The sequence below is a fragment of the Kribbella polygonati genome, from assembly GCF_050320105.1.
Lineage (GTDB): Bacteria > Actinomycetota > Actinomycetes > Propionibacteriales > Kribbellaceae > Kribbella.
Window position 1 is genome coordinate 3759534 of the sequence record NZ_CP190129.1, and the last position, 14117, is coordinate 3773650.

A 14117-nucleotide genomic window follows, 5' to 3' on the forward strand; every position below is an offset into this window, starting at 1 on the left:
CACTCACCCACACCCACCAACCACCACAGCACCTGACAGCTCTCCCCACCCACCACCACACACTCCACCCACACGCAGGCACTCACCCACACCCACCAACCACCACAGCACCTGACAGCCCTCCCCACCCACCACAACACACTCCACCCACACGCAGGCACTCACCCACACCCACCAACCACCACAGCACCTGACAGCTCCACCCACACGCAGGCACTCACCCACACCCACCAACCACCACAGCACCTGACAGCTCACCCCACCCACCGCAACAGCACCTGTCAGCTGTTAGCGCTCCCCCGGAACAGCACCTGTCAGCCCTTGGGGCCGAGGTACTTCTCCAGGTCGGAGAGGACGGCCATCGCGCCGATCGGGCCGAGGCCGAGGAACCAGACCTCGTCGTCGACGCGCTGGGCCTTGCCCGCCTTGACGGCCGGCAGCGACTTCCAGAGGTTGCCGTTGACAACCTTCGACTCGTCGGTGGTGTCCGGCTTGCCGTAGCTGGAGTAGAAGATCCGGTCGCCGTCGGCCTTGCCGATGTTCTCCTGGGAGACCTCGACCGCGAGGTCCTGGACGTCCTGGAGCTTCGGCCGCGGCAGGCCGATGTCCTTCAGGATCACGCCGATGAACGACAGGTTCCCGTACAGCCGGATCTCGCCCGGGCGGAACCGGACCAGCGAGATCGTCGGCGTACCCTCGACCTTCTTCTTCACGTCGTTCGCGCGGACCTGGTAGCCGTTCAGGATCGCCGTCGCCCTGGTCTCCGCGCCGACCGCGTCCGCGACCAGCAGGAAGTTCTCCTTCCACGGGAACCCGGGCCGGATGCTGAACACCGTCGGCGCGATCGCGCTGAGCTTGTCGTACAGGTCCTTCGCGCGCAGCTTGCTGCCGAGGATCAGGTCCGGCTTCAGCGCCGCGATCGCCTCGAGGTTCAGCTCGCTGATTCCGCCGACCGTCTTGATCCCCTGCGCCTTGTCGGCGAGGTACGACGGTACGCCGTTCTGCCCGGCCGTCGTGGCCATCCCGACCGGGGTGATGCCGAGCGCGAGCACGTCGTCCAGCTCGCCGCTGTCGAGGACGACGATCCGCTCCGGCTTCTTCTCGAGCTTCACCGAGCCGATCGCGTCCTTCACCGTCCGCGGGAACACGCCCGGTTCGGCGTCCGACCCGAGTTTCGCGGTCTCCGCGTCGGCGGTCTTGAACAGCCGCCCGCCGGTCGCCACTTCCTTGTCACCGACGCCGGTGTCCGCACTCTTGGTGTCCCCGCCGCCGCAGCCGGCCAGCGCGAGTACGGCGGCCGAGGCGACGATCCCGATCAGCTTCTTCACAGAGGTTGACCCTACAACAACCAAGGTTAGGCAGACCTAACCAGGTCCACCCGTTGACCGGCCGGCAACTCGACGGTCCGCTCCCCGTCCGGCAGCGCGATGCGATACGTCCCGGCCGCGGCCGCCCGTACGACGGCCTCGGTCAGCTCGCCGTCGCGCCAGGTCACGTCGAACACCAGCCCGCCCCGCGCCCGCAGCCCGCGGAACGACCCGTCGGGCCACGCGGCCGGCAGCGCGGGCAGGACCCGGACGACGTCGGTGTGGCTCTGCAGCAGCAACTCCGGGAGGCATCCGGTGAGGCCGAAGTTCGCGTCGATCTGGAAGATGTCGCCGTCGCGCGACATCAGGTTGGTCGACACCAGCCGGGTCAGGTAGTCCTGGATCACCGCGACCGCCCGCGACGGCTCGAACAGCCGCGCCCACAACGCGACCAGCCACGCCGCGGTCCACCCGCCGTTCACGGCACCGTCCGTACGCCGTTCCAGCGACGTACGCGCCGCCGCGGCCCACTCCGGCGTACGCACCGGGTCGATCTCCGCACCCGGGTACAACCCGTACAGGTGCGACTGATGCCGGTGATGTACCTCGGACGGCTCCCAGTCCGTCGGCCACTCGTGGAACCGCCCGTCCGGGGTGATCCGGATCTCCGGCAGCCGCTCCCGCGCGGCGGCCGCCCGCTCCGCCAACGTGGTGGCCAACCCCAGCGCGTCCTCCGCCTCCCGCAGGTTCGCGAACAGCTCGCGGATCAGCCAGATGTCGTACGTCGACGTGAGATCGACCGACGCCTTCTCGCCCGACGGCAGCACGAAGTGATGCTCCGGCGCCGTGGACGGGATGAACTGCAGTACGCCGTCCCGGTCCTCGACGAGCATCGCCAGGACGAACTCGGCCGCGCCCGCCAGCACCGGATACGCCCGCTCGCGCAGGAACTCCAGGTCGCCCGTGAACCGGTAGTGCTCCAGCAGATGCGCGGTCAGCCACACCCCACAGGTCGCGCACATCGCCCAGACCGGGTCGTCCCCGCCCTCGCCGACGGGCCAGGTCGCCCGCCAGATGTCCGCGTTGTGGTGCGCGACCCAGCCGGGCGCGTCGTACAGGATCCGGGCCGTCTCGGCGCCGGACTCGGCGAGTCCCTCGAGCAGGTCGGTGAGCGGTTCGAAGCACTCGCTCAGGCCGGTGAGGTCGGCGAGCCAGTAGTTCATCTGGGTGTTGATGTTGTTGGTCCAGTCGCTCGCCCACATCGGGCGGAGGTCCTGGTTCCAGATGCCCTGCAGGTTGGCGGCCTGCGTCCCGGGGCGGGAGGACGCGATCAGCAGGTACCGCCCGAGGTTGAACGCGAGCGCGACCAGATCCGGATCGTTCGCCCCGGCCGCGACCGCTCGTAGACGTTCGTCTGTCGGATCGTCGACCATCGGCCCGAGCTCGAGCGACGCCCGGTCGTAGAGCGTCCGATGGTCGTCCAGATGCCGCGCGCGAAGCTTGTCGGCGGCATCCGGATCCAGCGCGCCGGCCGAGTCCAGCACCGCGACCGCTTCGTCGAACGCAACGCCGGGATCCCGCCCTGGCGGCACCGACCACCCGGCGAACGTACTCGCCGCCGCCAGCACCACCGTCACCCACGAAGCCCCCCGCACCACAACCCCGCCGCCGCCCCCGGCGGCGTCCCCGGTCGGCGGCATCGTCACCACGCCGTCCGAGAACACCCGCAGCGCGACCCCGAAACCCGTCCCGCGCCCGTCCTCGTACCGGACCGGGTCCGGCGACCGCCGGTACTCGATCGTCAGGTCCGACGGCGCCCGCCCGACCACCCCGTAAGTGCCGTCGGCAACCACACCCCGCACCGGATGCGGACTCTCCAGGCCGATCCGGAGGTCGGCAACAGGGCTGTCGGCACGCAGCGTCCACACCAACACCTGGTCCGGCGCCGACACGTACGTCTCGCGCCGGAACCGCACGCCGTCGACCGTGTAGTCGACGGCGGCGATCCCGGTCCGCAGATCCAAACTCCTCCGGTAGTCCGCAGCACCCTCGACGCCGGACGTGATCACCAGATCGGCCAGCGGCTGGTACGACTCCACCAACGGCCCCTGCAACGCCCGGGTCCGCTCGGTCGCCGCCAGCTGATCACCGTCGTCCAGCAGCAACCGTCGTACGTCGGCCAGCACCGCCGGCCCGTCCGGGACGGTCAACGTGCGCGGACCGTCCCCCGACCACACGTCGTCGAGGTTCAACGCGATCCGCTCGTCGGCGACCCGCCCGTACACCTTCGCGCCGAGGTGCCCGTTACCCAGCGGCAACGCCTCGAACCAGTCCGGTGCCGGCGTACGGAACCACAGGAGGTGGGACACTACTTCGAACCGCTCTTGTACTTGTCGTACGCCTGCTGGTTGATCTGCAGGTACCGCGGCATCCCCGTGCTGTCGAGCCCCTTCACGTACGCGTCCCAGTCGGTGTCGAGGTTCTTCGACCCGGTGATGAAGGCCAACTGGTTCTGGTTCACGTAGGTGGTCAGGTTGGTCTGCAGCGTCGCGAGCTCGCCGCTCAGGCTCGGGTCCGGCCACATGAACGACTGCGGGAACCACTGCGACTTGTCGACATGTCCCTCGTACTGCTTGGTCGCCTCCCACAGCCGCCGTTCCAGACCGGCGCCGGTGTAGATGTCCTTCGGCACGACCTGCGCGTTCCGGTAGGCGAGCGTGTTGTTGTACTGCCCGAGCGCGCCCCAGCTGATGTTCTTCGGCGCGTCCTGCTTCGGCTTGTACAGCGGCGTGGTGCTGGCGTCGAGCGCGATGTCACCAGGACCGGGCTTCGTCCAGCCGACACCCTCCGGGCCCATGTTGGTGATCTCCTGGCCCTCGTCGGTGTAGATCCAGTCGAGCATCTTGATCGCCGCCACCTGGGCCTCCTTGCTGGCCTTGTTGGTCAGCATGAACGTGTACCCGGTCGACGTCGGGTGGTTGTACCCGGTGTAGCTCTTGCCCTCCGGACCGGTCAGCGGCGGTACGGCGTCGTACTGCTTGTCCCTCCCGTCCTTGGAGTCCAGCTGGACGAAGATTCCCGGCCAGAGCACCGGCACGGAGCCGAGGACGACGGCCTTCGGGTTGTTGCCCTGCGCCTGCAGCGCCTGCGCGTTCTGGGTGAAGGCGGCCTGGTCGATCAGCCCGTCCTTGTAGAGGCCGTGGATGTACTTCAGGCCTTCCTTCCACTGGTCCGAGGTGACCGGCGTGACGACCTTGTCGCCGTTCAGCGTGAGCAGCGACCGTACGCCGTTGTTCGCCCCGACCGGGTCGTACGCGAACGCGTTCATCAGGTACGCGATCAGGCTGCTGTCCTGGACGTCGGTGGTCATCGGGATCTCGTCGGCCTTGCCGTTGCCGTTCGGGTCCTTGGTCTTGAACGCCTCGAGCACGTTGCGCAGGTCGGCGGTCGTCTTCGGTACCTGCAGGCCGAGCTTCTTCAGCCAGGAGCTGTTGATCCACAGCTTGTCCGGGTACGTGCAGTGGAAGCAGTCCGCCCACTGCGGCAGCGCGTAGATGTGACCGTCGGGCGCGGTCGCCATCTCCTTGTACTCCTTGTTGGTGTCGAGCACCTTCTGGATGTTCGGCGCGTTCTGCTTGATCAGGTCCTCGAGCGGTACCGCGACGCCCTGCTGGCCGAGCTTCAGCACCTCCGCCTGGGTGAACGCGTCGACCCACGGGATCAGGAAGAACAGGTCGGGGTAGTCGCCGCTGGCCAGCGCGATCTGCCGCTTCTCCTTCGCCGGACCCGCGTCGTACGTCGTGGTCTGCCAGCGGAACTGGATCTTGAACTTGTCGCTGATGATCTTGGTGACCGCGTTGGTCTCCAGGTTGGTGCTCTGGTCCGACGGGGTGAAGGTGTCGATGATCACCTTGCCGTCCGACGTCGTCTCGTTCGCGGCACCCTTGGACGACTTGTCCGAGCTGCACGCAGCCAGGGCGAGCGCGCCGGCAGCTGCCAGCGCCACGACCTTGCTCACGGATGAGCGCATTGCGGTGTTCCCTTCTGAACTTAGCCTTTGACTGCGCCGACCATCACGCCCTTGGTGAAGTGGCGCGCGACGAACGGGTAGATGACCAGTACGGGCAGGCTCGAGATGACGATGAGCGCGTACTTGAGGACGTTGGCCAGCTGTTGCTGTTCGAGCTGCTGGGCCAGACTCGTCGTGGTGGTGGAACCGGTGAGGGTGTTCAGGATCAGCACGTTCCGGAGCACGATCTGCAACGGGTACAGGCTGGGGTCCTTCAGGTAGATGAGGGCGTCGAAGTAGCTGTTCCACTGGAAGATCGCGTACATCAGCGCGATCACCGCGATCACCGGCTTCGACAGCGGCAGCACGATCGACCAGAGGAACCGCAGGTCGCTCGCGCCGTCGATGGTCGCGGCCTCGTACAGCTCGTCCGGGATCGTCGAGCGGAAGAACGTCCGCGCGATGATCACCTGCCAGACCCCGATCGCGCTCGGGATCACCATCGCCCAGCGGGTGTTCAGCATCCCGAGGTCCTGGACCACCAGGTACGTCGGGATCAGCCCGCCGGAGAACAGCATCGTGAAGATCAGCACGCTCATGATGACGTTCCGGCCGAAGAACGTCCGGCGCGACAGCGGGTACGCGATCGCGATCGTCAGCGTGACGCTGATCAGCGTGCCGCTGATCGCGTAGATGAACGAGTTCAGGTAGCCCTTCATGATCAGCGGATCGCTGAAGGCCTCCTTGTATGCCTTGATGCTCGGCTCCACCGGCCAGAGCAGGACCTTGCCGGCACTCACCGCGGACGGGCTGCTGAACGAGTTCGCGACGATGTAGATCAGCGGGACCGCCACCATCACCAGCGCCAGCCAGAGCATGATCTTCACGCCGGTCAGGAAGACCTTGTCGGTACGGGTCTCTTCGATCGTGCTCATGACCACAGTCCGTTTCCGGTGATGCGCTTGGCGGCGAAGTTCACGCCGAGCAGCAGGAAGAGGTTGATCACCGAGTTGAAGAGCCCGATCGCGGTCGCCATGCTGAAGTCGGCGTTCAGCAGGCCGGTCTTGTAGACGTAGGTGGCGATGATCTCGGACTGCGCGGTGTTCAGCGGATTCTGCAGCAGGAACGCCTTCTCGAACCCGATCGACATGATGTTGCCGACGCCGAGCACCAGGATGATCACCGCGGTCGGCATGATGCCCGGCAGGTCGACGTGCCGGATCCGCTGCAGCCGGCTGGCGCCGTCGATCCGCGCCGACTCGTGCAGCGCCGGGTCGATCCCGGACAGCGCGGCCAGGTAGATGACCGCGGAGTACCCGGTGGTCTGCCAGACGTCCGACCAGACGTAGATGTGCCGGAAGTAGTTGGGGTTACCCAGGAAGTCGATCTGCGGTACGCCGAACAGCCCGATCGCGTCGTTCACGAACCCGAGCCGCGGCGACAGCACCAGGATCGTCATCGAGACCACGACCACGGTGGAGATGAAGTACGGCGCGTACGTGACCAGCTGGACGGTCTTCTTGAACCGGCCGTTGCGGATCTCGTTCAGCGCGACCGCGAGGACGATCGGGATCGGGAAGCTCGCCAGCACGGTGTAGACCGAGAGCAGGAAGGTGTTCTTCACCAGGGTCCAGAACACCGGGTTCTGGAAGAACAGCTCGAAGTTCTTGAACCCGACCCACGGGCTGCCCCACGGGCCCTTGACCGGGCTGTAGTCCTTGAACGCGATCACGGCGTTCGCGATCGGGATGTACTTGAAGATCACGAAGTACGCGAGCGGTACGACGACCAGCAGGTAGAGCTGCCAGTGCCGCCGCAGACTCCGCCCGGCCTGGGTCCGGCGGCTGGTTCGCGGTGGTTTCCGGGCGGCCGCCTCCGCCGCCCGCGGTGCCGCACCAGCCGGCGCCGGTTTCACCTCGAAGGTTGCGCTCACTCCGCTTCCTTTCCCTCACGCGCTGGAGTGGAACCGATATCCGATAGGATCTCGGGTTTCGCTATCCCGGAGGATGACACAGAACCACCGGGGAGCGGAAGACTTCCGCCCGCTGTCGATACCGGACGGTGACCGATCCGCCCGAATCCCTTGCAGGTAAGGGTTTTCCGAAGTTGCCGCTAGCAACTACAAACCCTTGGACGCGCCAATGATCCGATGGCAGGCCATCGGATCGGGGCATACCTCAGCAGGGCCCGGAGTCGCTCTGAGCCACCGGCACCGGACCGCCGCAGAATTTATTTCTTCGGTTAACTATATGGCAGTCAACCCGCCCGCGACGGCGTATGTCAAGACCCGGCCGCGGACAGGTGCCGGGTGATCATCGCCTCGTCGAACCGGCCGCCGCGCTGCCCGTCCCACAGGCCCGCCATCACCATCAGCACCTGCAGCACAACCTGCAACGGAGCGATCGCGGCCAGCTCCCGATCGCTCAGCGGGTACGGCGTGGCCGACCGGTACCCGTCGACGAGGGCGGGCGCCTGATCCACCCGGGCGATCACGAACTCCCAGGCCCGGCTGTCCGGATGCGCCAGATCGAAGTCGATCACCCCGGCGAACTCGCCGTCGTCGCCGAAGTGCAGGTTCCAGCGCGCGAAGTCGCCGTGCACGATCGTCTGCGGCAGGTCGAGCAGCCCGTGCTCGACGACCAGTGCCTTGGACTGCTCCATCGCCCGAACCGCCCGGTCCGCGAGATCGGGTCGCCGGCCGCGGAGCAGCTCCACGCCACGGTCCCACCCCTGGAACTCCCCCATCGCGTCCAGATCGGCCGCCTGGAAGAACCCTAGCCGAGACTCCGAGCCCGTCTCACAGTCGGCGAGGTCCGCGTGCAGCCGAGCCAGCAGCTCCCCTCGCTCGAACTGCTGCCGCGCCGTCTCCTCCTCGTGCGGCCGCCCGGGCACGAAACGGGTGACCGCCCACAGCCGGCCGTCGTGCCAGACCGGCCCCGCCACCCGGTCCGGCACCGTCCAGCCACGTGCCGTCAGGTGCGCGAGTACCTGGGTCTCGAAGACGAGGTCGGCCTCGGTCCGGAGCACGTGGTACCGCCGGAGGATGTGGTGGTCACCGTCGCGGGTCCACAGATGCCAGTTCCCGTTGCCCGCCGACTCGTCGTCGCCGGCGCGGGTCGGCGCCAGCCGGTCGGCCTCGAGTCCGAAGGCGGCGAGGGGAGGTGTGCTGAGCATCCCGCCATCGTCGCAGGCCGGTCGCGGAGCGTGTTCGGCAGGAAGCAAAAAACCTGACCCGACCATCACGGGGGAACGGCCGGGCCAGGCACTTTCGATGATACCCCTGATCACCGAACGGGGTCGGCCAATTCGGCGGCGGACGCGCCGTGTGATCCCTGCCGCTCGCCGTGCTCTGCCTGCGGCGGATTACCGGCACCGCCACCAGGCCGGTCCCGGCATGCTCCGGCCGGATGCGGACCGCCCGCACTCACCACCCGCTCCCGCGGGTCGACCCCACGCGCGGCGAAGCGCCGGTGAGCGCGGTTCCGCGCGGTTGCTGAGTGGCGGAGGTCCGCCTCAGTCGTCGATCTTGACCCGGACGGCTTCGCGGCGGTTGTCGCGGGACGACTTGAGCAGGCTGACCACCGTGGTCACGAACAGCGTGCCGACGATGAAGCCGAGTGACGTGAGGATGCCGATGTGCGGCAGGTGGATCGCGCCGATGTCGTCGATGTGCGAGCCGTGCAGCGCCTCGATGATCAGCTTCACGCCGATGAACGCGAGGATCACCGACAGCCCGACGTTCAGATAGACGATCCGCTCCAGCAGGCCGCCGATCAGGAAGTACAGCTGCCGCAGGCCCATCAGCGCGAACGCGTTCGCGGTCAGCACGATGTACGCGTCCTGGGTGAGGCCGAAGATCGCCGGGATCGAGTCCAGTGCGAAGATCACGTTCGCCATCCCGATCGCGGCGATCACGATCACCAGCGGGGTCAGCTGCCGCTTGCCGCCGGCCCGGCTGACCAGCTTCTCACCGTCGTAGTCGTGCGACAGCGGGAGCACCCGGCGCAGACCCCGCAGCGCGGCGTTCTCCTGGAAGTCCGACTCGTCGTTCTCGCCCTCGAGCACCAGGCGGACCGCCGTGTAGACCAGGAACGCGCCGAAGATGTAGAACACCCAGCTCGCCGCGGAGATCGCCGCCGCGCCCGCCAGGATGAAGATCGCCCGGAGTGCCATCGAGACCACGATGCCGACGTACAGCACCTTGTCCTGCGCCAGCGCCGGTACGGCGAACCGCGCCATGATGATCACGAACACGAACAGGTTGTCGACGCTGAGGCTGTACTCCGTGATGTACCCGGCGACGAACTCGCTGCCCGACTGCCCCGGACTGAACACGAACAGCCCGAGCGCGAACAGCCCGGCCAGCGCGACGTAGAACAGCACCCAGCGGGTCGCGTCCTTGATCGTCACGGTGTGGTTGCGGCGGGCAATCACGATCAGGTCGAAGGCGACGATCGCGAACAGCCCGGCGATGGTCAGCACCCAGACCAGGGGGGACATGTCGGACACCATGACGAACCTCCGGACGTCGGCAGACAGCAGCGTGGTCCGGAGGTCTCTCCCACCCGGCCGATCCTCGAACTCGATCAGTCGGGCCGGCAGCACCGGTTCGGCCGTCCAGGCCTCCCGTGATGACGACGCTGCCGCGAAGGGATACTCCCCTCCTCAAACGCGCCCAGTGTAGTCGGTCCAAGCGCGTTCTCAGCAAACGTATACCACATACAGCCTACAGAACAGCTCATCCTCGACAATGAGACATCAATGTCTCATATGAGCTATCCTTGTCTCATGGCTGTTGATCGAGAGCACGTACTGCGCGCCGCCGCGACCCTGCTGATGCGTAGATCCACCGCGACCATGGACGAGGTCGCCCGGGCCGCCGGGATCAGCCGCGCCACGCTGAACCGGCAGTTCGCCGGGCGGGACGCGCTGGTGCGGGCGCTCGAGGACCTCGGCATCGCGGAGTGCGAGGCGGCCGCGGCCCGGGCGGCGGTCGACGACGGCCCGGTCGCGGACGCCGTCCGCCGCCTGGTCCGCGAGCTCGAACCGGCCGCCGGGCTGCTCGCGTTCCTGTACTCCGAGAACCAGCTCTTCGAGGGCGACGAACAGAACGATGGCTGGGCCCGGCTGGACGCGCGGATGGTCGACCTGTTCCGGCGCGGCCAGGAGTCGGGCGAGTTCCGGATCGACCTCAGCCCGGTCTGGCTGACCGAGGCGCTCTACGGGCTGCTGGTCTCGGCGGCCTGGGCGATCTGCGAGGGCCGGGTCGCCCCGAAGGACTTCACCACGAACATCGCCGAGCTGCTGCTCGGCGGCGCACTACGGAGAGAACAGAAATGAAGCAGCAAGCAAAGCGGTCGGGGCGCTGGCTGGCGCTCGGCGTGCTGGTGCTGGCGGTCCTGCTCGTCGCGGTCGACGCCACCGTGCTCGGGCTGGCCACGCCGTTCCTGACCGAGGACCTGAAGCCGTCCAGCACCCAGCTGCTGTGGATCGGCGACGCGTACTCGTTCGTGCTCGCCGGCCTACTGGTGTCGATGGGCAGCCTCGGCGACCGGATCGGCCGCAAGCGGATCCTGCTGATCGGTGCGACCGCGTTCGGCGCACTGTCGGTGCTGAACGCGTACGCCAACTCGGCCGAGCTGATGATCGTCGCGCGGGCCCTGCTCGGGGTCGCCGGCGCGACGCTGATGCCCGCCACGCTGGCGCTGATCCGCAACCTGTTCCACGACCCGCGCGAGCGCAGTCTCGCGATCGGCATCTGGGGTGCGGCCGCGTCCGCCGGGATGGCGATCGGCCCGATCGTCGGCGGCGTACTGCTGGAGAACTTCTGGTGGGGCTCGGTCTTCCTGATCAACCTGCCGGTGATGGCCGTGCTCGTGATCGTCGGCGCCCGGCTGCTGCCCGAGTCGCGGAACCCGGAGCCCGGCCCGTGGGACCTGGTCAGCGTGCTGTTGTCGATGCTGGGCATGATCGGGATCGTCTACGCGATCAAGGAGTTCGCGGCGCACGGGTTCGCGTGGGTGCCGGTCGTCGCGGGCGTGGTGGGGCTGCTCGCGCTCTACGGTTTCGTACGTCGTCAGCGGCGGTTGCCGATCCCGTTGCTGGACCTGTCGTTGTTCCGCAGCCGGGGCTTCAGCAGCGCCGTACTCGCGGACCTGCTGACCATCCTCGGGTTGTCCGGGCTGATCTTCTTCCTGTCGCAGTACCTCCAGCTCGTGCAGGAGCGGCGGCCGATCGAGGCCGGGCTGGCGGAGTTGCCGGCCGCGATCGGGTCGATCGTGGCGGGGTTGCTGGCCGGGCAGGTGGCGCGGCGGTTCTCGGTACGGGCGGTCGTCGCGGGCGGGCTGGCCGCGATCGGGCTGGCGCTCGCCTCGCTCACCACGATCAGCCAGACCACCGGGTACCCGTTGCTCGGCGCGGCATTGCTCGTCGTCGGCGCGGGCGCCGGGTTCTCGTTCACGGTGACGGCCGACGTGATCCTGTCCGCCGTACCGAAGGAGCAGGCCGGTGCGGCGAGCGCGGTGTCAGAGACGGCGTACGAGCTCGGTACGGCGCTCGGGATCGCGCTGCTCGGGTCGATCGTGACCGGGGTGTACCGGAACTTCGAGGGACCCGCCGGTACGCCGGTGGCCGCGCACGAGTCGTTGGGCGGTGCGGTCGAGGCGGCTGCTCAGCTGCCGCCGACGGCCGCGGCCGAGCTGCTCGACGCGGCTCGGGACGCCTTCGCACACGGCGTTTCGATCGCCGCCGGCGTGGGTGCCGTCGTACTGCTCGCGACCGCGGTGGCGGCCTGGTTCCTGCTCCGCGGACAGCGGCTCAGCACCGAACAATAGGCAAAAAGTTTCCGTTTCCTCGCTGAGCCCTGGGAGATTCCGCCGAACCGGGGTACAAAGAATCCGTTAGGTCTTACCGCCCCTAGGCCTAGGAGGAACTGTCATGGCCGGAATCACTGCCGAAGCATCATGGTTCTGCTGCGGGAACGCATGGGGACCCTGCGGAACCGCCGGGCACGGCGCCTGCGGCACCTGCAACTCGGGGAACATGCAGCACGCGTGGCCGAACACCTCGGACGGGTGCTACGCGATCACCCACCCCGACACCTGCGGAATCACCGGAATGTCCCGGCGTACCTGCGGTTTCAGGCACGCCACCACCAGTCTCTGCACCGGGAACCGGATCGTCACGTCGATCGCCGACTGCGGTCCGCAGACCGACCTGTTCTGTGGTGAACGCACCTGCTGCGGCGGGAAGTGCGCCTCGAACCGGGTCATCGACTTCACGCCGGCCGCGTTCACCGCGCTCGCCGGCAGCCTGAACAGCGGCTTGACGCCCGTGACCATCGACGTGGCCTGAGAGGAGACCGAGATGCCTACCACCATGGACCGCCGCTCGCTCCTGTCCCGCGCCGCGCTCGGTGCGACCGGACTGATCGCCGCCACCTCGCTGGGCTCACTCGCCCCCGAGGCCGCCTTCGGCGCCACCAACCAGTACGCCGACCCAGGTCAGCCGGACCCGAACTTCGCCGAAGGCCTGATCACCGGCCGGAACGGGGATCTCCTGCAGGCACAGGGATCCGACGGGCGGCTGCACCGGATCCAGCTCACCGGGTCGACCAGTGTCTGGAAGCTCCACCCGACCACGATCGACCAGGCGAAGATCGGCGACGGCCTGTACGCGCGCGGCGTACTGCTGCCGGACGGGATCCTCGCGGCCGAGGCGATCTGGGTGAACATCGTCAACCTGACCGTCGCGATCACGTCGATCAGCCGCAGCGGCGTGGGCTTCGACCACCACGGGCAGAAGGTCGTCGGCCACGTGCGGACCGGTACGACGGCGGCCGTGTACAACGGGACGCCCGCGGTGTCGGACCTGTCGATGCTCGAGGTCGGCCGGCACGCCCAGGTGATCGGCGCCTGGCGTCCCGGCACCAACGAGATCGACATCGCCACGATCTACACGTCGAACTGACATGAGTACCGCACAGCCGCTGCTGATCGGCTTGATACTCCTGTGGTCCGCCTACGCCAAGTTCAGGTCCCCCGACCAGGCAGACCGCACCGCCCTCCCCCGCCTAGTAGGGGAATCCCGAGCCAAACCCGCCTACCTAGCTGTTGCCGCCATCGAGACACTCATCGCCTCCGCCCTTCTCCTACCACCCTTCTGGGCAATCGAGGCCTTCGCCGTCAGCGCACTGTCCGTCGGCTTCGTCGCCTTCCTCACCTACTCGAAGATCGTCGTACCCGAGGCCTCCTGCGGCTGCGCGGGAAGTCCGCCAAACCCGTCGGCACCCGCGCCATCGCCCGCGCATCGTTGCTCCTGGCAACATCGATCGCGGCGACGTTCGCCACCGCCGGCTGGTGGACCGCCGGACGGTGGTTGCCCTTACTGGTCGTGGAAGCGGCAGCGTTCGCGATGCTGTCCGCCGAACTCGACCGCTACTGGCTGCTCCCGCTCCGCCGGTTCCGCACCCGCCTCAGCCACCCCTATGCCGGCACGGCGTCCGGCACCACCCCACTCGCCGCCACCCAGCGACGGGTACTGCTCAGCCCGGCCTACCGCGCGGTCGACGGGCTGCTGCGTTCCGACATCCACGACTACTGGGACGAGGACGACTGGCGGTTCGTGAGCTACGCCGCCCGGTACGACGGGCGCCGCGCGACCGCGGTGTTCGCCGTACCGCACCAGGACTCCACGCCGGAGTCGATCCGCGTCGCCCTCGTCGACGACGCGGGATTGACGGTGTATCGGCCGATCATGCTGGCGACGACCGGATAGGCGGACCGCCAGGCCATCACAAATCG

Annotated in this window: 12 protein-coding genes and 1 pseudogene; 6 read left to right on the forward strand and 7 right to left on the reverse strand. The window is 67.9% G+C overall.

Features of this window, described 5'->3' with window-relative positions:
- Nucleotides 1–314: 314 nt before the first annotated feature.
- The 7 genes from ACQHIV_RS17805 to ACQHIV_RS17835 form a co-directional block, all read right to left on the reverse strand.
- Complete coding sequence (locus ACQHIV_RS17805) at nucleotides 315–1328, reverse strand: ABC transporter substrate-binding protein (RefSeq protein ID WP_427895698.1); 1014 nt, start codon at nucleotides 1326–1328, stop codon at nucleotides 315–317.
- 26 nt (nucleotides 1329–1354) lie between these two features.
- Entirely contained in the window at nucleotides 1355–3676 is a 2322-nt protein-coding gene (locus tag ACQHIV_RS17810; protein WP_427895700.1) for a glycoside hydrolase family 95 protein, read from the reverse strand.
- Nucleotides 3676–5337, reverse strand: a complete 1662-nt coding sequence (locus ACQHIV_RS17815; protein ID WP_427895702.1) for an ABC transporter substrate-binding protein — start codon at nucleotides 5335–5337, stop codon at nucleotides 3676–3678. The genes ACQHIV_RS17810 and ACQHIV_RS17815 overlap by 1 nt, the downstream gene beginning before the upstream one ends.
- A gap of 20 nt (nucleotides 5338–5357) precedes the next feature.
- A complete protein-coding gene (locus ACQHIV_RS17820; protein ID WP_427895704.1) occupies nucleotides 5358–6251 on the reverse strand; it encodes a carbohydrate ABC transporter permease in 894 nt (297 codons plus the stop codon).
- The gene (locus ACQHIV_RS17825) at nucleotides 6248–7249 is read right to left on the reverse strand and encodes an ABC transporter permease (protein WP_427895706.1); all 1002 of its coding nucleotides are present in this window, start codon (nucleotides 7247–7249) and stop codon (nucleotides 6248–6250) included. The genes ACQHIV_RS17820 and ACQHIV_RS17825 overlap by 4 nt, the downstream gene beginning before the upstream one ends.
- Before the next feature lie 347 nt (nucleotides 7250–7596).
- Complete coding sequence (locus ACQHIV_RS17830) at nucleotides 7597–8490, reverse strand: phosphotransferase enzyme family protein (RefSeq protein ID WP_427895708.1); 894 nt, start codon at nucleotides 8488–8490, stop codon at nucleotides 7597–7599.
- 339 nt (nucleotides 8491–8829) lie between these two features.
- Nucleotides 8830–9816, reverse strand: a complete 987-nt coding sequence (locus tag ACQHIV_RS17835; protein WP_427895710.1) for a TerC/Alx family metal homeostasis membrane protein — start codon at nucleotides 9814–9816, stop codon at nucleotides 8830–8832.
- A gap of 288 nt (nucleotides 9817–10104) precedes the next feature.
- Here ACQHIV_RS17835 and ACQHIV_RS17840 point away from each other — a divergent pair, with 288 nt between their 5' ends.
- From ACQHIV_RS17840 to ACQHIV_RS17865, 6 genes and pseudogenes are all read left to right on the forward strand, one after another.
- The gene (locus tag ACQHIV_RS17840; RefSeq protein ID WP_427895712.1) at nucleotides 10105–10656 is read left to right on the forward strand and encodes a TetR/AcrR family transcriptional regulator; all 552 of its coding nucleotides are present in this window, start codon (nucleotides 10105–10107) and stop codon (nucleotides 10654–10656) included.
- Nucleotides 10653–12149, forward strand: coding sequence for an MFS transporter (locus ACQHIV_RS17845; RefSeq protein WP_427895714.1), 1497 nt, complete (start codon nucleotides 10653–10655; stop codon nucleotides 12147–12149). The genes ACQHIV_RS17840 and ACQHIV_RS17845 overlap by 4 nt, the downstream gene beginning before the upstream one ends.
- Nucleotides 12150–12252: 103 nt before the next feature.
- On the forward strand, nucleotides 12253–12669 hold the full coding sequence (locus ACQHIV_RS17850) for a hypothetical protein (protein WP_427895716.1): 417 nt from the start codon (nucleotides 12253–12255) through the stop codon (nucleotides 12667–12669).
- 12 nt (nucleotides 12670–12681) lie between these two features.
- Nucleotides 12682–13284, forward strand: coding sequence for a cell wall protein (locus ACQHIV_RS17855; RefSeq protein WP_427895718.1), 603 nt, complete (start codon nucleotides 12682–12684; stop codon nucleotides 13282–13284).
- Nucleotide 13285: 1 nt separating this feature from the next.
- A pseudogene (locus ACQHIV_RS17860) lies at nucleotides 13286–13585 on the forward strand (MauE/DoxX family redox-associated membrane protein); the annotation flags it as partial.
- A gap of 41 nt (nucleotides 13586–13626) precedes the next feature.
- Complete coding sequence (locus tag ACQHIV_RS17865) at nucleotides 13627–14091, forward strand: hypothetical protein (RefSeq protein ID WP_427896694.1); 465 nt, start codon at nucleotides 13627–13629, stop codon at nucleotides 14089–14091.
- Nucleotides 14092–14117 lie beyond the last annotated feature (26 nt).

What these genes read in the sequence shown, in the direction of transcription:
- ACQHIV_RS17835 (WP_427895710.1), bottom strand. Translation starts at nt 9,816, where the DNA reads ATGTCCCCCCTGGTCTGGGTGCTGACCATCGCCGGGCTGTTCGCGATC.
- ACQHIV_RS17850 (WP_427895716.1), top strand. Translation starts at nt 12,253, where the DNA reads ATGGCCGGAATCACTGCCGAAGCATCATGGTTCTGCTGCGGGAACGCA.
- ACQHIV_RS17840 (WP_427895712.1), top strand. Translation starts at nt 10,105, where the DNA reads ATGGCTGTTGATCGAGAGCACGTACTGCGCGCCGCCGCGACCCTGCTG.
- ACQHIV_RS17830 (WP_427895708.1), bottom strand. Translation starts at nt 8,490, where the DNA reads ATGCTCAGCACACCTCCCCTCGCCGCCTTCGGACTCGAGGCCGACCGG.
- ACQHIV_RS17815 (WP_427895702.1), bottom strand. Translation starts at nt 5,337, where the DNA reads ATGCGCTCATCCGTGAGCAAGGTCGTGGCGCTGGCAGCTGCCGGCGCG.
- ACQHIV_RS17820 (WP_427895704.1), bottom strand. Translation starts at nt 6,251, where the DNA reads ATGAGCACGATCGAAGAGACCCGTACCGACAAGGTCTTCCTGACCGGC.
- ACQHIV_RS17845 (WP_427895714.1), top strand. Translation starts at nt 10,653, where the DNA reads ATGAAGCAGCAAGCAAAGCGGTCGGGGCGCTGGCTGGCGCTCGGCGTG.
- ACQHIV_RS17855 (WP_427895718.1), top strand. Translation starts at nt 12,682, where the DNA reads ATGCCTACCACCATGGACCGCCGCTCGCTCCTGTCCCGCGCCGCGCTC.